Annotated in this window: 22 protein-coding genes and 1 riboswitch; of the genes, 7 read left to right on the top strand and 15 right to left on the bottom strand. The window is 66.1% G+C overall.

All coding sequences use genetic code 11. The features are described 5' to 3' along the window. Positions 1 to 4 precede the first annotated feature (4 nt). From fadD10 to JOF57_RS05250, 4 genes are all read right to left on the bottom strand, one after another. Positions 5 to 1,579, bottom strand: a complete 1,575-nt coding sequence (fadD10, locus tag JOF57_RS05265) for a fatty acid--CoA ligase FadD10 (protein WP_407666537.1) — start codon at positions 1,577 to 1,579, stop codon at positions 5 to 7. A gap of 18 nt (positions 1,580 to 1,597) precedes the next feature. Further along, positions 1,598 to 2,152, bottom strand: a complete 555-nt coding sequence (locus tag JOF57_RS05260) for an FcoT family thioesterase (protein ID WP_209914389.1) — start codon at positions 2,150 to 2,152, stop codon at positions 1,598 to 1,600. Between the two features lie 2 nt (positions 2,153 to 2,154). Next, on the bottom strand, positions 2,155 to 3,024 hold the full coding sequence (gene scoE, locus JOF57_RS05255) for a (3R)-3-[(carboxymethyl)amino]fatty acid oxygenase/decarboxylase (protein WP_209914388.1): 870 nt from the start codon (positions 3,022 to 3,024) through the stop codon (positions 2,155 to 2,157). An 80-nt stretch (positions 3,025 to 3,104) separates the two neighbouring features. Further along, positions 3,105 to 4,574: a PPE family protein gene (locus JOF57_RS05250; protein WP_209914386.1), complete on the bottom strand. Its 1,470-nt coding sequence runs from the start codon at positions 4,572 to 4,574 to the stop codon at positions 3,105 to 3,107. A 156-nt stretch (positions 4,575 to 4,730) separates the two neighbouring features. Between JOF57_RS05250 and JOF57_RS05245 the strand changes: the two genes are divergently transcribed. Then, entirely contained in the window at positions 4,731 to 5,540 is an 810-nt protein-coding gene (locus JOF57_RS05245) for a class I SAM-dependent methyltransferase (protein WP_209914383.1), read from the top strand. A gap of 93 nt (positions 5,541 to 5,633) precedes the next feature. Here the strand turns inward: JOF57_RS05245 and metE are convergent, their stop codons facing one another. The 3 genes from metE to JOF57_RS05230 all read right to left on the bottom strand — a co-directional run bounded on the left by metE (position 5,634) and on the right by JOF57_RS05230 (position 9,588). Next, a complete protein-coding gene (gene metE, locus JOF57_RS05240) occupies positions 5,634 to 7,907 on the bottom strand; it encodes a 5-methyltetrahydropteroyltriglutamate--homocysteine S-methyltransferase (RefSeq protein ID WP_209914380.1) in 2,274 nt (757 codons plus the stop codon). A gap of 127 nt (positions 7,908 to 8,034) precedes the next feature. Continuing rightward, a riboswitch (cobalamin riboswitch) is annotated at positions 8,035 to 8,239 on the bottom strand. A 69-nt stretch (positions 8,240 to 8,308) separates the two neighbouring features. Continuing rightward, complete coding sequence (locus JOF57_RS05235; RefSeq protein WP_307869964.1) at positions 8,309 to 8,971, bottom strand: sensor domain-containing protein; 663 nt, start codon at positions 8,969 to 8,971, stop codon at positions 8,309 to 8,311. A gap of 86 nt (positions 8,972 to 9,057) precedes the next feature. Next, positions 9,058 to 9,588, bottom strand: a complete 531-nt coding sequence (locus JOF57_RS05230) for an Rv2240c family protein (protein WP_407666536.1) — start codon at positions 9,586 to 9,588, stop codon at positions 9,058 to 9,060. A gap of 460 nt (positions 9,589 to 10,048) precedes the next feature. On the opposite strand from JOF57_RS05230, the gene JOF57_RS05225 reads away from it, so the two are divergent. The 5 genes from JOF57_RS05225 (at position 10,049) to JOF57_RS05205 (ending at position 12,926) form a co-directional block, all read left to right on the top strand. Continuing rightward, positions 10,049 to 10,753, top strand: coding sequence for an MspA family porin (locus tag JOF57_RS05225; protein WP_209914373.1), 705 nt, complete (start codon positions 10,049 to 10,051; stop codon positions 10,751 to 10,753). Between the two features lie 91 nt (positions 10,754 to 10,844). After that, positions 10,845 to 11,531 (top strand): MspA family porin, encoded by a 687-nt coding sequence (locus tag JOF57_RS05220; protein WP_209914371.1) that lies wholly within the window; start codon positions 10,845 to 10,847, stop codon positions 11,529 to 11,531. Between the two features lie 9 nt (positions 11,532 to 11,540). Next, positions 11,541 to 12,290, top strand: coding sequence for a hypothetical protein (locus JOF57_RS05215; protein ID WP_407666535.1), 750 nt, complete (start codon positions 11,541 to 11,543; stop codon positions 12,288 to 12,290). A gap of 256 nt (positions 12,291 to 12,546) precedes the next feature. Then, entirely contained in the window at positions 12,547 to 12,816 is a 270-nt protein-coding gene (locus JOF57_RS05210) for a hypothetical protein (RefSeq protein WP_307869963.1), read from the top strand. Then, positions 12,789 to 12,926, top strand: coding sequence for a hypothetical protein (locus tag JOF57_RS05205; RefSeq protein WP_209915946.1), 138 nt, complete (start codon positions 12,789 to 12,791; stop codon positions 12,924 to 12,926). The genes JOF57_RS05210 and JOF57_RS05205 overlap by 28 nt, the downstream gene beginning before the upstream one ends. A gap of 31 nt (positions 12,927 to 12,957) precedes the next feature. Here JOF57_RS05205 and JOF57_RS05200 read toward each other — a convergent pair whose 3' ends face one another. Continuing rightward, complete coding sequence (locus tag JOF57_RS05200; RefSeq protein ID WP_209914365.1) at positions 12,958 to 13,359, bottom strand: hypothetical protein; 402 nt, start codon at positions 13,357 to 13,359, stop codon at positions 12,958 to 12,960. 223 nt (positions 13,360 to 13,582) lie between these two features. Here JOF57_RS05200 and JOF57_RS05195 point away from each other — a divergent pair, with 223 nt between their 5' ends. Next, positions 13,583 to 14,335, top strand: coding sequence for an enoyl-CoA hydratase (locus JOF57_RS05195; protein ID WP_209914362.1), 753 nt, complete (start codon positions 13,583 to 13,585; stop codon positions 14,333 to 14,335). A gap of 17 nt (positions 14,336 to 14,352) precedes the next feature. Here JOF57_RS05195 and JOF57_RS05190 read toward each other — a convergent pair whose 3' ends face one another. From JOF57_RS05190 to JOF57_RS05160, 7 genes are all read right to left on the bottom strand, one after another. Further along, positions 14,353 to 15,540 carry a dihydrolipoamide acetyltransferase family protein gene (locus JOF57_RS05190; RefSeq protein ID WP_209914359.1) on the bottom strand — a complete coding sequence of 396 codons (1,188 nt, stop codon included), beginning with the start codon at positions 15,538 to 15,540 and terminating at the stop codon, positions 14,353 to 14,355. Next, positions 15,537 to 16,544, bottom strand: coding sequence for an alpha-ketoacid dehydrogenase subunit beta (locus tag JOF57_RS05185; RefSeq protein ID WP_234937941.1), 1,008 nt, complete (start codon positions 16,542 to 16,544; stop codon positions 15,537 to 15,539). Before JOF57_RS05185 ends, JOF57_RS05190 begins: the two co-directional genes overlap by 4 nt. Before the next feature lie 83 nt (positions 16,545 to 16,627). Beyond that, complete coding sequence (gene pdhA / locus JOF57_RS05180) at positions 16,628 to 17,716, bottom strand: pyruvate dehydrogenase (acetyl-transferring) E1 component subunit alpha (RefSeq protein WP_209914353.1); 1,089 nt, start codon at positions 17,714 to 17,716, stop codon at positions 16,628 to 16,630. Positions 17,717 to 18,019: 303 nt separating this feature from the next. Further along, positions 18,020 to 18,826 carry an HpcH/HpaI aldolase/citrate lyase family protein gene (locus tag JOF57_RS05175; RefSeq protein WP_209914350.1) on the bottom strand — a complete coding sequence of 269 codons (807 nt, stop codon included), beginning with the start codon at positions 18,824 to 18,826 and terminating at the stop codon, positions 18,020 to 18,022. After that, complete coding sequence (locus JOF57_RS05170; RefSeq protein ID WP_209914348.1) at positions 18,826 to 19,326, bottom strand: MaoC family dehydratase; 501 nt, start codon at positions 19,324 to 19,326, stop codon at positions 18,826 to 18,828. Before JOF57_RS05170 ends, JOF57_RS05175 begins: the two co-directional genes overlap by 1 nt. After that, entirely contained in the window at positions 19,323 to 20,486 is a 1,164-nt protein-coding gene (locus tag JOF57_RS05165; protein WP_209914345.1) for an acyl-CoA dehydrogenase family protein, read from the bottom strand. The genes JOF57_RS05170 and JOF57_RS05165 overlap by 4 nt, the downstream gene beginning before the upstream one ends. Further along, positions 20,483 to 22,492 carry an ATP-binding protein gene (locus JOF57_RS05160; protein WP_209914342.1) on the bottom strand — a complete coding sequence of 670 codons (2,010 nt, stop codon included), beginning with the start codon at positions 22,490 to 22,492 and terminating at the stop codon, positions 20,483 to 20,485. Before JOF57_RS05160 ends, JOF57_RS05165 begins: the two co-directional genes overlap by 4 nt. Positions 22,493 to 22,494: the final 2 nt, after the last annotated feature.

The raw sequence follows: 22,494 nt of genomic DNA, 5'->3' as shown, positions 1-22,494 counted from the left end.
CCGCTCATCCACCGGCGGCCACGGCCAATGAGGCACGCATGATCTTGCCGGACTGGGTTCGAGGAATCTCGTGCACGAGCCTGATCATCGACGGTCTGGCCATCGGTTCGCACTCCTGCCGGAAGCGGGCCGCAATAGCGTGTTTGAGTTTTCTGGCCCCAGATTCGTCCAGGTCCGTCGACGCGACCACGGCCAGGCCCACCAGTGCCCCGAACTCCTCGTCGGGGAATTCGTAGCAGGCTGCCGCCTCGACGCCGGCCACCCCTTCGGCGATGCGATCAACCTCATCGGGCGCGATGTTCACGCCACCGGAGATGATCATCTCCGACGACCGTCCCCTGATGTAGAAAAAGCCGTCGTCGTGAAGGTCGAGAAGATCCCCGGTGTTCACCCACCCCTCAACAAGAACCTCAGCAGTCCGGTCGGGATTGTCCCAATATCCCAACATGTTCGCCGGGGACTTGATCCACAGTGTGCCCGACGAAGCCGAGTCAGAACCTGGGTGTCTGGGCGGTCCGCTGCCGTCTCCGTCCAGGTGAACTTGCACGCCGGGATAGGGCCGCCCGACTGCACCCGCTTCGATCCTGGCGATCGACCCGTCATCGGTCGGGAGACACAGTGCGGTGCAGCCGGTCTCGCTCAGGCCATAGACCTGCGCGGTACGAACGCCCGCCTTCTCCACAAAGTGCACGTCGGAGGCGACCGCCCGGGATCCGCCGTACCCCACCATGCGTAGCGACGGCGGGACCGGCTTTCCCGTGGACCGCAGCTCGGACACCAACCGGGTCAGTAGCGTGGGAACCAGACATGTGGTCGCGACCTCATTGACGGTGAGGATCTCGGCGATCGACGAGGTGTTCTCGCCGCCGGTGATGCACAGCCCGCCCTGCATCAGACAGTTGAGGATCCACCACAGCCCACCGATGTGCGTCGCGGGCAGTGGCGAGTACGTGGTTTCGCCGACGATCCAGTCAACCCATGCCAACTGCTCGCGCTGCAGAATGTCGGCAATGGAGTAGAAGGTTCGGTTGGGCAGCAGCACTGCTTTCGGCGTGCCGGTGGTTCCGCTGGTGAAAATCATGGCCATCGGGTGGTCTGCTCCACCACCTGGACTGCCGGGCAATGACGCTGAGACCGGGTCGCCGGTGCGGTCAGCCGCGCCGCCGGTGATGGTGACGTTGACGGCAGGGATCGATCGGAGAGAGCCGAGATCCGCGGATTGCAGCCGGCAGCCGGGCGCGATCAGAATCGCACCGGGAGCGGTGATCTCACCGAACCGGTCAATGGTCGCCGCGGGCAGGGCACCGTCCACCATGACGGCAATGGCCCCGACCCTTGCGCAGGCCAGCACCGCCAGGTAGGTCTCGGGGCCGTTGTCGGAGATGACGAACACCCGACTTCCCGGAGTGACCGATCGGGAGACGAGATCGGCTGCCAACCTGTCCACTTCGACCAGGAGGTCCCGGTAGCGAAGAGCACTGCTTCCGTCGCAGCGACGGAGGGCGATCGCCTCGGGCTGTTGTTCTGCCCGCTCAACGATGCGTTCCAACACCGTGGTCGGTGGGGGTGTCATAGCCATGCTGCTCTCGTGCCGGTGTCAGGGGATGTTGAGTGCTGCCAGTTCGACTTCGCCGGATGCGGCGCCGCCGTTCTCATCCCAGAATTCGACCGTGCACGGAATCTTGAGATAGCGAATCGTTCGATCGACGACCTCGAAGTCCTTGCACAGCAACCGTGCCGAGAACTTCTCGGACTTGATCGGGCGCCTGAACCGGGATGCTGTCGTTCTGATCAACATGCTGGGAAGTTGGTAGTTGAAGTAGTCCTCGATCGACCAGCCCCGGAATTCAGGTATCACCTCATTGAGGATTGCCGGTGCGAATGCGCTGTAGGCGAGTTGGTTGAAACACAGGACCCACTCGGCAGCGTTGAAGTGGCCGGTGTCCCGAATGTATGCAGGCTCTTTGATGCTGAAGTTCCCGATCGCCGACACGGAGGTCTCGGTGGCCTCGTACTCGGCGTCGAGAAGATAGCGGCACCCTTTGTAGGAGTAGGGCTCCAGCACCTTGACCAGCAGATCTTCGGGAATCGGCGCCATGCCGGTGGTGTCGTACCCGCTCGTGACGACAGAGAGTGTTTCGGCGGTGCTCATGCTCATACCCCATATCCCGGTGTCTTGAGGCCGTCCAGCATGGTCAGCCGATGAGTTGTCAAAGTGCCTGGCGTCGTGCCGTGTTTCGCCCGGTGCATCAGAACCCGGTTGTCCCACAACACGACATCGCCCACTTCGTAGTGCTGAGCGTGGATGAACGGTGAGGTGAAATCCGGATCGAGTTGCCCGGTGGCAGCCATGAGGTCCTGCAGCACAACGGGATCCAACACATGGCCGTCCTGGTCCTCGATCTTCGTGGTACCCGATGCGCAGATGTAGAGGATCTCCTGCCCGGTTTTCGGGTGCCTGATCACGGTTGGCCATTTGATCGGCGGCGTGGCCCTGGAGATCTCGTCCCACACCTCGCCGATCGGCTTGTACACATCATGCGGGCGAATCTTGATGTGACGCCGAGGGTCATGGGTGGCGAATGTGCCACGCACCGGGTCGCGCACAGTGTCGGGCAGGGACTCCCACACCTTGTTGAGGTCGATGAAGTAGGTCCCACGGTCACTCCCAGGCACCGCCAGTGGCACCACCATCGAGAATGCGAACGGCTCGGGCATGAACATGTAGTCGATGTGCCAGAACGCACCGGTCCTCGGGACGCCGTGCCCCTGCTCTGTCGAGGAGACAAAGATCTCTGGGTGGTCCTTGTGGTGATAGATCGGCTCGTAGTACGTGACCACATCGCCGACGATGCGACCCAGTTGAAGGAATTCCTCGGGAGTCGGATGAACATCTTTCAGAACCACCAGCTTGTTCTGATAGACGATCTCCCGGATCTCGCCCCTGGTGATGTCGTCGAGATTCTTGGGGTCGATTCCCGTGACTTGCGCCCCGAGCCCCTCCCCTTTCACATTCAGCGTCAACTTTTCTCCTCGTTCGGCACTGCGCAGCGCCGGCGGTGCAACTATCGGATTGGTCGAATCAAACCGGTTGAAAGTTCCCGCTATTCGCGGGTGACATCTGGATGACCGATCCAGGTGGCGGGAAGCATGGGGACGGATTCTCCGTCACTGCCGCGCGCATGCTGGACCATCCCTGCGGCCGACGCGCTCGTGGGGACCGGTACGACTCCGGAGAAGCCGAGGGTTGTTGCCCCCTGGTCGCTGGATGACGGTGACGAAGGTCGGACAGGGTCGGGAACGTCCGCCGCCTCGGTGGCGTCCAGAAATTCGTAGCGGTAGCTCCGCGCACGGTCTCGCTTGCGACCGGCCTGTTTTCGACGGTGACGGGCGCCGACGGCCGCCCTGGCCGCCGCGACGGTGGTGAGAACGTCCGTCATGCCATCAGGTGATTTCGCACCGATCCTCGGTCCTGCCGCCACTGCCGGCGGATCCAATCCCGGCACGGCGTAGCCGACCATGGATGGGCCTGCGGCACCCCCCGCGGTACCCGGACTGCTCGGGGTGGGCACACCAGACCCCGCACCGGTCTGCGGAACCGCCGTCGAGGTCGCGGACAGGGGCAACGGCACGCCGACATCGGCCGACCGGCCGGCCCTGTGCCCGGCGTCGACATCGACGGGCCCTGGCATCAGCCCCGGATCCGGAACCTTGTTCTGCAGCAGCGTCAGTGCACCCAGCGCGCTGAGGGCACTCAGCGCCGGCGCGAAGAACGGCAGGAGCAGTAGCGAGTACGACGCGTAGTAGGGATACCAGAGCATGTCGTAGAGCACCAGGGCGATGATGGCGAGGACGGCGGCCTCGGCCGGGTTGAATCCCAACTGCCCGAAGAACTGTTGAAACGTCTCAAGGAGCTGCTCGGGATTGCCGGCTCCCGAGATGAGATCCGAGATCAGTTTCCAGACGTTGTTCAGCGGCTGGTCCCCCGACATTGAGCCCGACGTGTTCTGCTGATCGCTCCGTGCTTCACCTCCCGGCACAAGGATCGACGGCGCCGGCCGAGTCGATGGAACCGCCGAGTACGCGCCGGCCGCCACCGCTTCGTAGGTGGCCATCGATTCGGCCGCCTGCAGCCACATCCGCACATAATCGGCTTCGTTGATGGCGATCGGTATGGTGTTCAGGCCGAAGAAGTTGGTGACCGTGAGCACGCCGTGAGTGATGTGGTTGGCAGCGAGTTCGGCCAGGGTAGGCATGGTCGCCAGAGCGGTGCTGTACGCAGCCGCTACGGTCCCGTGCTGCGCGGCGGTGAGCGCACTGTCGGCGGAGGACTGCTCCAGCCACGCCAGGTAGGGGCCGTGGGCAGCCACATACTGCGTGGCGCTCGGTCCTTCCCAGCTGCAGGCCTGCACCCCGGCCAGAATCTGTGTGAGTTCGGCTGCTGCCGCACTGTATTGAATGCTCAGCGCGTCCCACTCAGCCGCCGCCGCAAGCAGGGATCCGGGACCGGGCCCCGCGGTCAGCAGAGCCGAATGCACCTCTGGAGGCACCGCAAACCACAGCGGTGCGGTCACGCCATCACCTCCTCACATGAGCCTTGTCCTCGAGCTAGTCGGTCACGGCCCACAGAAAGTTCCCGGGATGTTCGTAGTGACCGGTGAACCGGGGCAACGACTCTCGACACCGCAGCACGGGTATGCCGCAAATCCACCGGCAGGTACGGTCGGCGCATGCCAGTCATCGACGCTCGTCACCTGACCGCGATCTCAGAAACCGCGCTACTGACACTGCACCAGAGAGCGACCGAGGCGGCCCGGCCCGACGGCATCATCGAGGACCCGATGGCGATCACCCTGCGCAACAGCCTCGACTATGACTACGACCATTTCGGCCGGACCCACCAGGCCACCGCCCTGCGGGCCGTCGCATTCGACACCGCCGCTCACCGGTACCTCCGGGCACACCCCCGCGCCACGGTGGTGGCCCTCGCCGAGGGACTGCAAACCAGCTTCTGGCGTCTCGACAACGGTGAAATCAGCTGGCTCTCCGTGGATCTGGAGCCGGTCGTACAGCTACGCCAGGAACTACTACCGGCGTCTGACCGGCTGCGCCATCTGGCACAGTCCGCACTCGACCACTCCTGGATGGATCAGGTAGACACCACCAACGGAGTACTCATCACCGTCGAGGGATTGTTCCAATACCTCGACGAAAGCTCGGTCTTCGATCTCATCGCGGCCTGTGCCGCCAGGTTCCCCGGGGGACAGCTGATCTTCGACAGCGTCCCGCGATTTCTGAGCTGGTACTCGCAGCGATGCGGCATCAAGCTCAGCAAGCAGTACACCGCACCGCCGATGCCGTTCTCGTTCACCGCCGATCGGTACGACGAGTTGCGTTCCATACCAGGAGTTATCGCGGTACATGAGCTTGAGATGCCGGCCGGTCGGGGCAAGATCTTGTCGCGTGCCGCGGCACTCGCCTACCGATCCCGCTCACTCGAGCGGTTCCGCGCACCGACCAACGTCATCGAGTTCGGCTGATGCACTGGACAGTAGGCCGCCGAGCGTGGGTCTGATGCACGGGGTTCGACCCCATCGCGTGCATGAGACCCACGCCCGGCGACCTGAACGGCGCTATCCGGCGCGCACTTCCGCGGCAGCGCTGACCATGTGCCTGAGTGCCTCGGTCACCTCATCGGTGGTGCGGGTCTTCAAGCCACAGTCGGGATTGACCCAGAGCCGTTCGGCGGGAACCGCTCTGAGCGCTTCACGTAGCGATATGGCAATCTCCTCCACGCCGGGAACCCGTGGTGAGTGGATGTCATAGACACCTGGCCCGACACTGTTGGAGAAGCCGGCCGCGTTGAGATCACCGAGCACCTCCATGTGGGAGCGGGCCGCCTCGATGGAGGTCACGTCGGCGTCCAGGTCGGCGATCGCCCCGATCACCTCACCGAACTCCGAGTAGCACAGGTGCGTGTGGATCTGGGTCGAGTCCGCAACACCGGAGGTGGACAACCGGAACGCATCGACGGCCCAGCGTAGGTACGCCGCCTTGTCTTTGGTGCGCAGCGGCAGCAGTTCGCGCAATGCGGGTTCATCGACCTGGATGATCGCGATGCCCGCCGACTGCAGGTCCACAGTTTCGTCCCGGATGGCCAGGGCAACCTGATACGCGGTGTCGGCCAATGGCTGGTCGTCCCGGACGAAGGACCAGGCCAAGATGGTGACGGGGCCGGTGAGCATCCCCTTGACCGGTTTGCCGGTCAGCGACTGGGCATAGGTGATCCAATCGACCGTCATCTGCTCGGGTCGGACCACGTCCCCGTAGAGGATCGGCGGGCGGACGCACCGGCTGCCGTACGACTGCACCCAGCCGTTCTGGGTGGCGAAGAATCCGTCGAGTTGTTCGGCGAAGTACTGCACCATGTCGTTGCGCTCCGGCTCACCGTGTACCAGGACGTCCAAGCCCAATTCTTCTTGCAGCTTGATGACGTCGGCGATCTCGGCCTTCATCCGTCGCACGTACTCGGCCGCATCGATATGCCCGGCCCGAAGGTCCGCACGGGCGATACGAATGGCGGAGGTTTGTGGGTAGGACCCGATCGTAGTGGTGGGCAGGGACGGCAGCTTCAGCCGGTCCTGCTGTGCGGTACGGCGCTGGTCGGCCGGTCCACGGGTGGAGCCCGAGGCCACGATCGCCGAGATCCGTGCCCGCACCTGGCCGTTGTTGAGCCGTGGATCGGACTTGCGCGACGCGATGGCCGCGTCGGATGCCGCGATCTCAGCCGAGATCGCGTCCCGCCCCTGTCCGAGACCGCGCGCCAGGGCCACCACCTCGTCAACTTTTTCCACACCGAAGGCCAGCCAACTGCGCAGCGCCCCATCGATATCCGACTCTGCGTCGAGGGTGTACGGCACATGCAGCGTCGAGCACGACGTAGACACGGCCACGGCGCCCGCCGACCCCTGCAGTGTGGCCAGGGTGCCGAGCGCATTCTCCAGGTCCGTGCGCCAGATGTTGCGGCCGTCGACCACCCCGGCCACGACGAGCTTGTCCTTCAGCTCGGGAACCGCGGCCAGCACCGCCGCAGAGCCGGCCACCAGGTCGACACCGATGGCCTCGATCGGAGCACGCGCCAGCGCCGGCAGGGCGTCGGTCAGCTCGCCGAAGTACGTCGCGACAAACACCGAAGGCCGCTTGTTCAGCGCACCGAGTCGGGAGTACGTCCGCTCGGCGAGTTCGGCAGCGTTGTCCAGGATGTCGGTCACCAACACGGGCTCATCGAACTGGACCCACTCGACTCCGTGGTCAGCCAGCAGTCCAAGCAGCTCGGCATAGACAGCGACGAGTTCGTCCAGCCGGTCGATGGGCGTGCCGGCACCGTCCACTGCCTTCGACAACGCCAGGAAAGTCACCGGTCCCACAATCACCGGCCGGGCCGGGATCCCTTGACTGCGAGCCTCTTCCAGTTCTCCCAGCACCTTGGCCGGGTTGAGCGAAAATGACGTGTCGGGACGAAATTCCGGCACGAGGTAGTGGTAGTTGGTGTCGAACCACTTGGTCATCTCCAGCGGAGCGATGTCGTCGTTCCCGCGGGCGGCAGCGAAATATCGGTCGAGATCGTCGGCGATGCCGTGGACCCGGGTCGGCAGGGCTCCGACCAGAACTGCAGTGTCGAGCACCTGGTCGTAGTAGGAGAACGTGTTGACCGGGACCGAGTCCAGTCCGGCGGCGACCAACGATGCCCAGGTGTCGCGGCGCAACGTGGCGGCGACGGACTCGAGTTCGGCGCGGTCGATGCGTCCGGCCCAGTACTTCTCGACGGCGCGCTTGAGTTCTCGGTGGGGGCCGATCCGCGGCGACCCGAGGATGGTGGCGGTGAAGGGTGTTGCGGTTGTGCTCATGTCGACGTCCTTCAACGTGCGAGGGATGGCCACCGCCAGGAGACGTCAAACCGAACGCAGCCACCCGCCACGAGTGACCTGCCTTCGGCCACTGCCCATTCCGCGAGGCGATGAACCACCGGGCGCGGCGCGCCCGGTACAGCTGGCAGGTCTTCGGACTCACAGGCACGCACGGAAACCGTGCACCTACTGGCCGTCGCTTCCCAGCCGCAGTTACCTGCGTGCCAGTGCTGATGACGGCGGTCGTTCCTGCATACCGCTGCGGGACAGTCCCGGATTCTCACCGGGTTCCCTCTCACGTCGCATCTCGATCAGCATGCGACGTTCGATGTCGGCACCGCGCATACCCCGGCGCCGACAGACCAGCTGCGTGGCTCAGACTACCCGGTGATCAGCACCGCTCACCGTGGCATCGCGGCCTTGATCTTCTCCACCACATCAGCGGCCTGGGTCACCGAGGATCCCGCCGGCTTACACGCCTGGATGTCCATGACGAGGTTCGCGGCGACGGCCAGGGCACGCTGGCAGTCGCGGGTCTGATCCCCCTTGACCCGGGTGAACGGCAGGATGAGCTCGGAGTCAGTCCTGGTCAGGTCGCCACTCGTCCACTTCGGCAGCGGTTCACCGTTGAGGGTGATGTTCACGTGGTGGTTGGTGCACTTGGACCAACGCTCCGCCGACTGATCGAGGAAGTCGTTGGCGTCCTGAGTGGATGGATAGATGACCACCGACTGCACCAGCAGGTTGTCCCAGTTGTCATTGTCCGGCGCCCTCAGCAGCACCTGGCGCATGGCGGTCCAGTGCTCCCCGTAGATGGCGGACTCGTCGACCTGCCAGGCACCGAGGCAGTTCAGGTTGGGCAGCAGATTGCGGTGATCACTCATCTCGGTGACCGGCGGATGAGCCGTCATCTCCTCGGTCCCCATCAGGGTGTTGGCCTCGTCGGTGCTCAGCAGCAGTCCTTCTAGTGCCGATTTGGGCACGTCCTTCGGCGGACCCTGGGCCTTGTCGCCGTTGCTCGTACAACTGGTTGCCAATAGCACGAGCGCAACCAAGGAGGTCACAAGCCGGATCACGATAGTCCTTTACTGAAGGCACGGTTCACCGCGCTTCGGGTGGGTGAGTTTCGAACCTGGCCAGCGCCGGACGGTCAGGCGTGAGTGCCCGCGGTGGCACAGGCCATCTGCGCGTTGTTGGCGTCGTTGTTGAGCTGGGTGGCCGTGTCGTTGAGCGACTGACCCCCGGTCCGCAGCCCCATCTTCAGCAGCAACTTGGTGGCGCCGAACGACCAGGACCGCATCGGGTTGGCAATGTCGGGTGGAAGTCCCGGCGTACCAGCGGCATTCATCGCCGATGCGGCGGCTTCGCGCAGCGCGGTCCGCCCGCTGGTGTTCGTGGTGCTGACGGTCGGATCCCCGTAGTCGGGACGCTCCACGCCTTCGATCGAATCCGCAAAATCGCCATAGAACGTCGATGCCGAATCGAGGGCATCGGCAAACTTCGAGCACGCCGTAACCGCCGGCACGCCAGGGTCATCCGTACCGGCGACGGGCACGGCCACCGGAGCGGCGGCCGGCACCCCAGGCACCCCAGGCACCACGGGCGGCAGTTCCGGCACTCCGGGCGCCGCAGGTCCCGCAACGCCGGCCTCATCGCCGGGTTCGGCGAGTGCCGTTGGCATGGCGGCGAACCCAACACTGAAGGCAATGAGGAGCGATGCAATTCCTCGCTCATACATCTGGGACGACCTCAACGATTCCTCCGTCAGTCGGATAGCAGTTCGACGTCAAGCGTCATAGTTGACGTCGACGCATCACGGTCGGCCGTCCAGATGTCCAAAAGGTGAACACCAGGCCACGTCATCCCCCCTAACGGTCGTCCATTGTGCGGGGCCGCGCGCCTCAGCCACGTTGTGTATGTAATGCAGTGCAGTGCAATCGCTTTGACAGGAGGTTCACAGGTTCGACGATGCCAGGTCGCCAGAAACGCGGTGGCAATTGTTGGGATGTTGTTCACCGATTCGAAACCCGATCGGTTCATGATTCGTCGCGACAGATTCGTTGGGCCCTTTGGCTTCTCGCGACCACGGCGCGTCGCAAGACCAAACAGGGCCCAGAACCACGAGAGGCGCAAGTTCACACATGTTGAGTCGTTTTGCCCCGCTGGCTGCAGTCTGCCTGTTGGCCCCTGTGGCGATTGCGCCCCTCGCGTCGGCAGATCCCCCGCCCCCGCCGGACCCCGCCGCTCCTGCCGCAGCCGCAGCCGCACCCGCCCCGCCCCCACCGGACACCGGCGCAATGCCGTCCTCAGCCCCCGGCGTCCTGGACACCCCCGACGGCTGGCACGTCACCGTAGCCGGCGCCAACGAGACCCTACTGCCGGTCGCCCCGCTGACCACCGCGGTGTCCTCACGCGAATACCTCGTCGGTGGCACCTTCACCGGAAAGGTCTCAGGTGCAGGCAAGACCAAGCTGACCGGCGGCACACTCGAAGCCGGTACTCAGATCGGCTGCGGCATCATCAACGACGAAACCGAGATCAACCCCGGCATCAGCTTCACACCGGGCATCAAAATTCCGTTCACCGGCTCCGCCGGTGACGGCAGCCTCGGTACCGGTATCAGCCTGCAGGGCAAGGTGTATCTCAAGCCGGGCACCGTCAGCATCGTCCCCATCGACAAGAAGTCGTTCAAAGGCACCGGTACCCGCGTAACCGTCACGGGCGTCCGCATCAAATTCGACCAATGCGCGGGTCAATCGTTCATCCGCACCTACGCGACCCTGACCAGCTCCACCGACAACACCGACGACGTCGTCACCTACCTCGGCGTCACCAAAACCGTCTGACCCCGGCCCGCAAACGACACCGACCATGACCCGCTCTGATCACCACACCGACCCCTCAGATTCAAAACCCATGAGAGGCACAAGTTCCCGCATGTTGAATCGTTTCGCCACCTTGGCCGCTGTATGCATGCTGGCCCCGGTAGCGCTGGCGCCCCTCGCGTCGGCCGACCCGCCACCACCCCCGCCCCCAGCCGATCCGGCCGTTGACGCCGGCCCACCACCGGACAACGGACTGGTCGCCTCCGCCGAGCCCGGTGTCGTCACCACCCCCGACGGATGGAAGCTCACCGTGGCCGCCACCAATGAAAGCCAGCTGCCCATCGCGCCGCTGACCACCGCCGCATCCTCCCGCGAATACCTCGTGGCAGGCACGTTCACCGGCACCGTCGCCGGAGGCGGGTCCACCTCGCTGACCGGCGGCACCCTCGACACCGGCTACCAGATCGGCTGCGGCATCGAACTGGGACAGGTCCGCCTGATCGGGTCGATCGGCCTGAGCACCTCGGGGTCAACGCTGGCCGGCATCATCCCGACCGGCGTGAGCATGCCAATGTCGGGCACCCTGGAAGTCCACCCCAAGCCGGGCACCGTCACCAACGTCTCGGTCAACAAGAAGTCGTTCAAGGCAGCGCCGGTGCGCGTCACGTTGAAAGACGTCCACATCAAGGTCGACGGCTGCGTCGGTCAGTCCTTCCTGCGCTCCTATGCCACCCTGACCAGCTCCACCACCGACACCGACGACGTGGTCGCCTACTACGGCATCACCAAGTCGGTCTGACGGGCTGCCGTGAACACGAAACACGAAGGCATCAGCGAGAATCTGGGCGCCACATACGCGGTCAAGAACGCAGTGGCCACCCTCGCCGCAGCCGGGTTGTTCGTGGTCGGCGCGGCGGTTGCCTGCTCGGCGACCGCCGCAGCCGACCCGGCACCGCCGGAGGTTCCAGGCCCACCCGCGGTCGCCGCGCCGGCACCCGAGCCACCACCGCCGGCCGGGCCCCCGGTGCCGCTGATGGGCGCACCTCTCGGGCCGAACGGGCTGTCGGTGCTGGGACAGACCGGCACCGAGACGGCACCCGGCCGATTGGGTGTCCCGGCCGGGATCGACATGAGTCCTGGTGCGCTGCTGGGCCAATACGTGGCTCCGTCGGCGCCGGGTGGGCCGCCGCCGACCGAGGCACCCAATCTCCGGGCGTTCAACAACGGGAACTTCTTCCCACAGAACGAGAAACCGTCCGCGCCTGGTCAGGGCACCGTCGTCGGCGTCGAGCCCGGTCAGGAGAACGCAGATATCTCCGGGCTCAACTGGATGCGGCAGATGCACACGCTGTACCGCGACGGGAACCTGCGCGGCGCGATGCTGGGTCAGGTACCCAAAGAGCAGCTCGGTGAACCGCTTCCCGGCACCGCGCCGCCGCCCGGGACGAATGTTCCTCCGGGTCTCGGTGAGAACCTCCCGGACCCGGCAGCTCCGCCGCCGGCCCCGGGGGCACCGCTCCCGCCGGCAGATCCCGTTCCCGCACCACCTGTTCCGTGAGACATTCGGGCAGCATCCGGAGATCCCGGATGCTGCCCGATTTCTATTCGGCCCGCCCCTCACCCCCCGCCGGCCAGACTCCCCGGCAGCTCAACTCTCTATGAATTTGGCAACCATCTGTTAACTTGCTGTCCATCTGGAATACACTGACTGGTAACGGTCGGCGCTACCAGTGAGAGCAGCAGCATGAGATCCGGCCGCGAGGAGGATCGACATGCCGACACGTATACGAAATTCGACAATCGCAGGATCGGCCGTGATCGTCACGGCCCTTGCGCTCGGGGGCGCGCCGTTGGCCGCCGCAGACCCGTCGGGTGGCCAGCGCGCCGACGAGACCATCTCAGCCCTGAATGCCGAGGGCTACAACGTGGCAATCAACTGGGTCGGCGGCAAGAGCACGCTGTCGCTGGCGCTGTGCCGAGTCAACTCGATCCACAACCCCAACCGCGGGTCGCCTGCCCTACCCAAGTCGGACGTAACGGTCTACGTGGATGTGCAGTGCCCGGACGAGTCCTCGAACTCCTGAATCGCGACCCCGGCACCGATCCGTCGAACACGACCGTCTACGTGGACGTTTCGTGCCCCAACGAGCCCGACGACGACGGCTGGGGCGGTATCGGAATCGGGTTCGGCTGACCCCGTCTACGCGCGATTCAGTCAGCTCGCATCAGAACGCGGCCCCGTTGGGCGCCGACGTGGTGGCATAGGGATTCGACATCGTCGTGGTCGGCGGCGCAGTGGTCTCCACCGTGACTTCCGGCGGTAGCGTTGGCGCACTTGGCATTCCGGTGCCTTCGCTGGCGCTCACCGGTGTCCGCGGCATCATGCTGGTGGTGGTTGCCTTCGACCGCGACGTCACCGGCTTCGTCGGCGTCACTGGGGTGAGCCGGTCCGGTTGAACGGGTAGCACCGAGTGGTGCGACGTCGCGAGAACCGCCAATACCAGGGCACCGATAGCCACCACGCCACCGATTCCGGCAACCACGATCGCCGCGGTGCTCTCATACCAGGGAGCACTCAGCGGGCCTGCTGCTGAACTGACCCGGCACTCCTGATCAACTTCCGGCATGCGGCGCCGAGATCAGGAGCAAAGACGCGGCTGCCAACAGGACCAGGCGACGCCACCTCGGCTGCGCCGAGGCGGTTCCCCGGACGCCGGGAATACCGGTGATGTCGGCCGTCACCGAATGATTGTCCGCTCGCCGAGGCAGCAGCGCTGAGCACAGCTGCTGACGTTTAGATGAACATTGCCGTCACCCGCGGTCGGACGTCACGGAGGCTAGGGTGACCTGATGTCGGATTCCGTTTTGGTCAGCGTCGACGATCACGTCGCACTCATCACCGTCAACGATCCCGATCGCCGCAATGCGGTGACGTTCGAGATGTCGGCGGCCCTGCGCGCTGCAGTCGAGGCCGCCGAGGCCAACCCCGACGTGCACGCCGTGATCGTCACCGGCGCGGGTAAGGCGTTCTGCGCCGGCGCGGATCTGACCGCTCTCGGCGAAGCCACCGAGGACGGACTGCGCAAGATCTATGACGGGTTCCTGGCGGTGGCGAACTGCACGCTTCCGACGATCGCCGCGGTCAACGGCGCCGCCGTCGGTGCGGGCCTGAACCTGGCGCTGGCCGCCGATGTGCGGGTCGCCGGCCCGGGCGCACTGTTCGATCCACGGTTCCAGAAGCTGGGCATCCATCCCGGCGGCGGTGCCACCTGGATGCTGCAGCGCGCTGTCGGCCCGCAGGTGGCCCGGGCAGCGTTGTTGTTCGGCATGCGCTTCGACGCCGAATCCGCGGTGCGCCATGGCCTGGCCCTGTCGATCGACGAGGATCCGGTGGGGGCCGCTCGCATGCTCGCTGCCGGGCCGGCCGGCGCGCCTCGTGACGTGGTGATCGCCACCAAGGCGTCGATGCGGGCCACCGCCAATCCGGGGACGGTCGACAGCGACCAACATGGGGCCGCCGTCGACATCGAACTCGGTCCGCAGGCCCGCTCCATCGAATCCCCCGAATTCACAGCGCGTTTGGCTGCCGCCAAGCGCAAGTAGCGGGCTACAACTCTCCCCTACAGGTCGAGCACGGCCAGCTCGGGCGCCTCGAGCCGTGCGCGCAGGTCACCGAGGAACGCGGCGGCCTGTGCGCCGTCGACGACACGGTGGTCGAAGACACAGGTCAACGACATGGTCGGGCGGGCCACCACCGCCCCGTCCACCACGACCGGGCGCGGCTTGATCGAGCCCATGCCCAGAATCGCCGCCTCCGGATAGTTGATCACCGGCACACCGTCGTCCAGTCCGAGAGCGCCGAAGTTCGACACGGTGAACGTCGATCCGCTCAGTTCGGCCGGGCTGAGCGTGCCTGCTCTGGCCTGCTCCGCCAGGCCCGCCACCGCCTTGGCCAACTGCCGCGTCGTCATCGCTTGCGCGTCACGGACCACGGGAACCAACAGGCCGCGCGGTGCGGCCACCCCGAAGCCGAGATGTACGGCCGGATGGCGGTGAATCTGAGCGCCTTCCGCGGTGTCCAGCCAGGTGGCGTTCAGCAGCGGATGCCTTCCCAACACCAGGACCAGTAGCCGCAGCGTCAGCACGAACGGCGTGACCGGCAACTCCGCGTCGGCGGCCCCCATTCGGTCGCGCAGCGCCAACAATGCGGTGCAGTCGATGTCCACACGGGCGTGCGCATCGGGGATTTCCTTGTGTGACAGCGACATCCGGCGCGCCATGGCCGCCTGAACACCGCCGACATCGAGAATCTCCGAACTGCCCGCGGCGGCAAGCACGTCGTCGCGGGTGACGATTCCCTCGGGCCCGGATCCAGGGGCAAGCACATCGAGGTCCACGTGCAGGTCGGCCGCCAGCTTCCGCACCGGCGGTTTGGCACGTGCCCGCGGACTGCCGGGCGTCGGCGTCCGTCTACTGGCATCCATCGTGTCGTCGGCACCGTATCCGACAAGTACCGATTTACGTGGTGTCACACCGTTTTTTGCGGTAACGGCTGGGACGCCTACCGGGTCAGTGGCGTCGATCCGGACCAGCAGCGCCCCGACGGTCAAGGTATCCCCTGCGGCACCGCCGAGTTCGAGCACCTGCCCGGCGAACGGGCTGGGGATCTCGACCTCGGCCTTGTTGGTCTCGACGGTGCACAGCGTCTGATTGAGCTCGACCGTGTCGCCCACCGCGACACTCCAACTGGTGATGGTGGCGTCCTGCAGGCCCTCGCCGAGATCAGGGACCAGGAACTCCCGGTTCACGGCTGTTCCAGCGCACGCTCGACGCAGTCGAGCAACCGGTCGACGCCGGGCAGCCACGCCTTCTCCAGTCGGGCCGGCGGGTACGGCGTGTCAAAACCGGTGGCGCGCAATACGGGTGCCTCCAGCTCGTAGAAGCACTCCTCGGAGATCCGGGCGGCGATTTCGGCCCCGAAGCCCAGGGTCCGCGGCCCCTCGTGCATCACGACGGCGCGCCCGGTGCGGCGCACCGAGGCCGCGACGGTGTCGAAGTCGAGCGGGTTGAGCGAGCGCAGATCGACGACCTCGAGGCTCCAGCCCCGATCGGCGGCCAGGTCCGCGGCATTGAGCGCGGTACCCACCAGCCCGCCATACGTGATGACCGTGACATCGGTGCCGGTGCGCCGCACCGCGGCCCGGCCGATCGGGGGTGCCGGCACGTTCGTGTCGACAAGTTCCCGGGCCCAGTAGCGCCGCTTGGGCTCCAGGAAGATCACCGGATCGGGGCTGCTGATCGCATACCGCAGCAGCCAGTAAGCGTCCGACGGGGTCGACGGCACAACCACCTTGAGACCGGCCGTGTGCAGCCAGTACGACTCGGTGGACTCCGAGTGATGCTCAACCGCACCGATACCGCCGAACGACGGAATCCGCACCGTCACCGGCATGTTCACGTCGCCGCGGGTGCGCATATGGTACTTCGCCAGGTGGCTGGCGATCTGGTCGAAGGCCGGATAGCTGAATCCGTCGAACTGCATCTCCGGAACCGGGATGAATCCGCGAATGGCCAGGCCGATGGAGATACCGATGATTGCCGACTCTGCCAGCGGAGTGTCGAAGCACCGGTCTGCACCGAAGGTTTCGGCCAGTCCCTCGGTGACGCGAAAGACTCCGCCGAGGGTGGCCACGTCCTCGCCGAACACCAGCACATGCTCATCGGCGGCCATTGCGTCGCGCAGCGCCTGGTTGATGGCGGCGACCATCGTCAGTTCGGTGGCCATCGGCATGGATTCCGGCGACGGGGGCATCCCGAGCGGAGTCAGGGCAGGCTCCCACGGCTCCGGCGAATCACCCTGAGCGGCAGGACGATCGATGATCTGAGTCATGGGTCTCACGCCTCCTTCGCCAGTTCGGCCAACAACTGATCGCGTTGGCGTGCCAGATCCGGGGTGATCTCGGCGTACACGGTGTCGAACACCTCGGCCGGATCGGCATCGGCGGCCCCGACGATGGCGTCGCGCAACTCGGTGCGCAGCCGGTGTGACCGCGCCGCCACCCGTTGGTCCAGACGGTCGTCGAGCACACCGATGGTCTGGAGGTAGGTGCGGTAGCGCGCGATCGGATCCCGGGCCAGCCAGTCATCGAGCTCACCGGCCGACCGATAGCGGGTGGGATCGTCGGAGGTGGTGTGGGGGCCGATCCGGTAGGTGACGGCCTCGATGAGCGTGGGACCGGCGCCGAGCCGGGCCCGTTCGGCCGCCTCGGCCATCACCGCATAGCAGGCCAGCACGTCGTTGCCGTCGACGCGGATGCCCGGCATGCCATAGCCGGTGGCCCGGTGCGCTATCGACGGGCCGGCCTGTTGTCGGCTGACCGGCACCGAGATCGCCCACTGGTTGTTCTGCACGAAGAACACACACGGAGCCGTGAATACCGACGCCAGGTTGAGCGCTTCGTGCGCGTCGCCCTCGCTGGTCGCGCCGTCACCGAGAAAAGCGACGGTCACCGAATCTTCGCCGAGACGTTGGGCGCCCATCGCCGCCCCGACCGCATGCAACCCGTGGGTGCCGATCGGAATCGCGATCGGGGCCACGCAGCGGCTGGTGAACTCCAAGCCACCATGCCACTTGCCCCGCCATACCGCGCCCATCTGGACCGGGGTGATCCCGCGCAGCAGAAACGCGCCGATCTCCCGGTACTGCGGGAACAGCCAGTCGGTCTTGCGCAGGCAGGCCGTCGCCCCGATCTGCGCCGCCTCCTGGCCACGACACGAGGCGTACAAGGCCAGCTCACCCTGGCGTTGCAGGTTGATGAATTCGGTGTCCAGATCGCGGGTGACGACCATGGACTCGTAAAGCCAGGCCAAAGTCTCGTGAGGCAGATCGCGGCTGTAGCGGGTCTCGCCGGTGGGTGATCCGTCTGCGTCCACCAGACATACCGGCTCCAGATCGACACTCGGTGCCGCATACAACCCAGCCATACCGCCTCCTTCTCGGGTGGCGGCATGTTGCGCCGCCAGACCATGAGGTGCTCAGGGCGGCGGCGGTACGCGCAAAACCCCTGGTGAGAGGCCTCCAACTAATGCCTGGGTGGGCGCTAGTCAGACGATCCGCTCGGCCCGTCGCAGCACTGGGGCATATCGCCATTATGCGCCCGAACCGAGAAGGCCGTGTTCATCGTGGGTGACGGACCTCCAGGCGTGTCGGTTTCCCTGCGCGAGCAGACGCTGCGGTACCCGAGATCAGTAGTTTTCGGGTACCTACGCGTCTGCTCGCGGTAGCGACTAGGGAGCCAGGGCGACGATGCGCTCGGCGCGGCGCAGCACCGGAGCGTCGACCATGAGGCCGTCGTGCTGGAAAACACCACGCTCTCCCGCCACCCGGTCGAGTACCGCCCGCGCCCAGGCGATCTGCTCCTCGGACGGGGCATAGGCCGAGCGGATCACGGCGACCTGCGTCGGGTGGATCGCCACCTTGGCATCGAAACCGACCGCGACCGCGTCATCGGATTCGGCCCGCAGGCCGTCGAGATCCACGATGTCGAGGTACACCGAATCCAGCGCCAGCTTTCCGTAGGCCTTGGCCGCCAACAGGGTCTGCGAACGCACGTGCTGGGCGACGTCACGGTACGAGCCGTCAGGCCGGCGGTTGGCGGTGCCGCCGGTGACGGCGAACAGGTCCTCGGCGCCCCACATCACCGCGACCGCATTGTCGGGCTGTACCAATTCGACCACGTTCAGCGCGGCCAGCGGCGTCTCGATCAGCACCACGACATCCAGTGGCGCCAAAGCCGTTACCTGATCGGCGTGCTCGGACTTGGCCAACATCACCGTTGTGTAGTCGGTGGCGGCGACCGCCTTGAGATCGAGCTCATGGTCGGCGGTGTTGGTCGGATTGACCCGCACCACCGTGCGGGCCGGGTCCAGCCGGGTGTCGATCAGGGCCTGACGGGCGGCCGGTCGGTCCTTGGCCGCGCACCCGTCCTCCAGATCGAGGATCACCACATCGGCTGCCGCCGCGGCCTTTTCGAACCGTTCAGGACGATCGGCCGGACAGAACAACCAACCCGGCCCGTTGTTCCCGAGTGCCACTAGGCCTCCTCTGCGGGGCGCATCCGCACCATGGTCTTGCGCGACGCCGTGGCGACGATGTCACCGTGCTGGTTGCGACCGGTATGGGCGAGGGTCACGATGCCCTCCCCCGGCCGGCTCTTGGACGCCCGCTTCTCGGTGATCTCGGTTTCGGCGTACAGCGTGTCACCGTGGAAAAGCGGCTTGGGGAAAGCGATCTCGGAGAATCCGAGGTTGCCGACGATGGTGCCCTGGGTCAGCTGCGCCACCGAAAGACCGACGAGCGTCGACAGGGTCAACATCGAGTTGACCAACCGGGCATTGAACGGCGGCAGGGCATCGGAGAACGCCGCGTCCAGGTGCAGCGCCTGGGTGTTCATCGTCAGCGTGGTGAACAGCACGTTGTCGGCCTCGGTGATGGTGCGCCCGGGGCGGTGCAGGTACCGCACCCCGATCTCGAACTCCTCGAACCACAGCCCGCGCTGCTCTACGACTTTCTTCGACCCTTCGGCTCGAGTCACAGGCCCGCCTCCCGGGCGATCAGCATCAGCTGCACTTCTGTTGTCCCTTCGCCGATTTCGAGAATCTTGCTGTCCCGGTAATGACGTGCCACCGGGTATTCGTTCATGAACCCGTAGCCGCCGAAGATCTGGGTGGCGTCGCGGGCGTTGTCCATCGCGGCCTCGCTGGACACCAGCTTGGCCACCGATGCCGCTTTCTTGAACGGCTTGCCCGACAACATCAGTGCCGCGGCGTCGTAGTACGCCGCGCGGGCCGCATGGGCACGCGCCTCCATCCGGGCGATCTTGAAGGCGATGGCCTGGTAGGTACCGATGGCCGCACCGAAGGCCTGACGTTCCTTGGCGTACTTGACACATTCGTCCACGCAACCTTGCGCGACGCCGACCGACAGCGCCGCGATGGCGATGCGGCCCTCATCGAGGATGCGCAGGAAGTTGGCGTAGCCGCGTCCCTGTTCACCGAGCAGGTTCTCGGCGGGCACCCGCACATCGTCGAAGCTCAGCGGGTGGGTGTCCGAAGCGTTCCAGCCGACCTTGTTGTAGGCGGGCTCTGCGGTGAACCCCTGGATGGGCACCGGCACCAGGATTGAGGAGATCTCCTTCTTGCCGCCTTCGCGCTCACCGGTAACGGCCGTCACGGTGACCAACTTGGTGATGTCGGTGCCGGAGTTGGTGATGAACTGCTTGGAGCCATTAATGATCCAGTGGCCGTCGTCCATCTTTGCGGTGGTCTTGGTGGCCCCGGCGTCGCTGCCGCCGCCGGCCTCGGTCAGGCCGAACGCACCCAGCGCCTTGCCGCTGGCCAGCAGCGGCAGCCATTCTTCCTTCTGGGCATCGTTGCCGAAGCGGTACACCGGCATGGCGCCCAGTGACACGCCGGCCTCCAGCGTGATGGCCACGCTCTGATCGACCTTGCCGAGTTCCTCCAGCGCCAGGCACAGGGCGAAGTAATCGCCACCCATGCCGCCGTACTCCTCGGGGAACGGCAGGCCGAACAGGCCCATATCGGCCATGCCGGCGACGACCTCGTACGGGAAGGAATGTTCTTCGTCGTGCTTGGCGGCGACGGGGGCGACCACGTTCTGGGCGAAATCCCGGACCGTCTTGGCCAGTTGCGCGTATTCGTCCGGCAGGGTGCCGGTGGACAGAAAGTCCGTCATTGCTCGTTCTCCTGTGTTGCAGCGGTAATCCGGGCCAACGGCTGGCCCACCTTGACCTGGTCGCCGACGGCGACGAGTAGTTCGGCCACACCGTCGGTGGGTGCGGTGAGGGCATGCTCCATCTTCATCGCCTCCACGGTGACCACCACGGTTCCGGCGGTCACCTCGGCGCCGCTCGCAACACCCACGGCGACAACCGATCCCGGCATGGGGCTGACAAGTTCGGCGTCGCCACTGTGCTCGTCGTCGGGCCGCACCGGCGCTTCGCGCACCTCTTCGACCACATAGCTGTGCCCGGCGCCGGAGAGCCAGAGCTGGCCGACTCCCCCGCTCAGCTGCGTGGCGACCAGATACTCGGTGCGCATGCCGTCGAGGGTGAGAGTGAACTGGCCGTCGACGAAAGTGGCACTGATGGTGTGAGTTTCACCGTTCTCCACCGCCGCGGTGGCGTGGCCGGGGGTGCCGGTGAGGTACACGTGGTCAGTGCGGTCGCCCGCTCGCAGCCGGAACGCCGCCGGGGCACGCTCCCCCACCCGCCAGCCCGTCGGACGGGCCCACAGATCGTCGCCGGCAGTAGACCAGTCGGTAACCCACAGATAGGCGGCCGCCGCGATCAGCTGAGCATCGCCGAGGGCCTCGGGAGCGAAATCCGGTGCGCGACGGTCCAACAGACCGGTGTCCAACCGGCCCGCGGCGACATCGGGATCGGCGAGCAGGAAGCGCAGGAACTCGGTGTTGGTGGTCAGGCCGAGCACCGCGGTGTCGGCCAGCGCCCGATCCAGTTTGTGCAGTGCCGCGGCCCGATCGGGGCCGTGGGCGATGACCTTCGACAGCATCGGGTCGTAGTCGCTGCCGACGACGGTGCCTGCGGCCAGTCCGGAATCCACCCGCACTCCCGGCCCGCTGGGCTCCCGCAGTCCGAGCACGGGGCCACCGGTGGGCAGGAAGCCGTTGGCCGGGTCCTCGGCATAGACCCGCGCTTCGACCGCATGCCCGGTCATGACGATGTCGTCCTGGCCGATCGCGAGCTTCGCCCCGGCCGCGATGCGGACCTGCTGTTCCACCAGGTCGACGCCGGTGACCATTTCGGTGACCGGATGTTCCACCTGAAGTCGGGTGTTCATCTCCATGAAGAAGAACTCGTCGGGCGCATCGGCGGACACGATGAACTCCACCGTGCCGGCGCCCGTGTAGTCGACACTACGCGCGGTGTCACAGGCGGCCTGACCGATGCGGGCCCGGGCGGCGGCGTCCAACAGCGGCGAGGGCGCCTCCTCGATGACCTTCTGGTGCCTGCGCTGCAGACTGCACTCCCGCTCGCCCAGATGGATCACGTTGCCGTGGCCGTCGGCGAGCACCTGCACCTCGATATGGCGGGGCCGCAACACGAACCGTTCCAGGAACAGGGTGTCGTCGCCGAACGCGGCGGCGGCTTCGCGACGGGCGCTGGCCAGCGCGGCAGGCAGATCGGCAGCCTGCTCGACCACCCGCATACCCTTGCCGCCACCACCGGCCGACGGCTTGACCAGTACCGGGAATCCGACCTCGGGAGCCCCCGCGATCAGATCCTCATCGGTCAGGCCCGGACGCGAGATCCCGGGTACGACCGGGACACCGAAGGCCGACACTGCGGCCTTGGCGGCGATCTTGTCTCCCATGGTGGCGATCGCCGCGGCGGGAGGTCCGATGAAGACGATGCCGGCGGCCTGCAGTGCGGCGGCGAATTCGGCGTTCTCGGAGAGGAATCCGTATCCGGGGTGCACTGCCTGGGCGCCGGTGCGCTGCGCGGCAGACACCACGGCGTCGATATCGAGGTAGCTCTGCCGGGCCGCGGCGGGTCCGATACGGACCGCCACATCTGCCTCGGCGACATGGCGGGCCCCGGCATCGGCATCGCTGAACACCGCGACCGACCGGATACCCATGGCCCGCAGGGTGCGGATGACCCGCACCGCGATCTCGCCGCGATTGGCGACGAGGACTGTGTCGAAATCAGAAGAACTCATCA

Source organism: Mycolicibacterium lutetiense, assembly GCF_017876775.1.
Taxonomy (GTDB): domain Bacteria; phylum Actinomycetota; class Actinomycetes; order Mycobacteriales; family Mycobacteriaceae; genus Mycobacterium; species Mycobacterium lutetiense.
This window is presented reverse-complemented; position numbering and strand designations above follow the sequence as displayed.

Excerpts from the sequence above, each read along its gene's own strand:
- metE (WP_209914380.1), bottom strand. The coding sequence starts at position 7,907 with ATGAGCACAACCGCAACACCCTTCACCGCCACCATCCTCGGGTCGCCG.
- JOF57_RS05200 (WP_209914365.1), bottom strand. The coding sequence starts at position 13,359 with ATGCCGGAAGTTGATCAGGAGTGCCGGGTCAGTTCAGCAGCAGGCCCG.
- pdhA (WP_209914353.1), bottom strand. The coding sequence starts at position 17,716 with ATGGCTGGGTTGTATGCGGCACCGAGTGTCGATCTGGAGCCGGTATGT.
- JOF57_RS05225 (WP_209914373.1), top strand. The coding sequence starts at position 10,049 with ATGTTGAGTCGTTTTGCCCCGCTGGCTGCAGTCTGCCTGTTGGCCCCT.
- JOF57_RS05220 (WP_209914371.1), top strand. The coding sequence starts at position 10,845 with ATGTTGAATCGTTTCGCCACCTTGGCCGCTGTATGCATGCTGGCCCCG.
- JOF57_RS05245 (WP_209914383.1), top strand. The coding sequence starts at position 4,731 with ATGCCAGTCATCGACGCTCGTCACCTGACCGCGATCTCAGAAACCGCG.
- fadD10 (WP_407666537.1), bottom strand. The coding sequence starts at position 1,579 with ATGGCTATGACACCCCCACCGACCACGGTGTTGGAACGCATCGTTGAG.
- JOF57_RS05195 (WP_209914362.1), top strand. The coding sequence starts at position 13,583 with ATGTCGGATTCCGTTTTGGTCAGCGTCGACGATCACGTCGCACTCATC.
- JOF57_RS05185 (WP_234937941.1), bottom strand. The coding sequence starts at position 16,544 with ATGCCCCCGTCGCCGGAATCCATGCCGATGGCCACCGAACTGACGATG.
- JOF57_RS05230 (WP_407666536.1), bottom strand. The coding sequence starts at position 9,588 with ATGCCAACGGCACTCGCCGAACCCGGCGATGAGGCCGGCGTTGCGGGA.
- JOF57_RS05160 (WP_209914342.1), bottom strand. The coding sequence starts at position 22,492 with ATGAGTTCTTCTGATTTCGACACAGTCCTCGTCGCCAATCGCGGCGAG.
- JOF57_RS05260 (WP_209914389.1), bottom strand. The coding sequence starts at position 2,152 with ATGAGCACCGCCGAAACACTCTCTGTCGTCACGAGCGGGTACGACACC.
- JOF57_RS05165 (WP_209914345.1), bottom strand. The coding sequence starts at position 20,486 with ATGACGGACTTTCTGTCCACCGGCACCCTGCCGGACGAATACGCGCAA.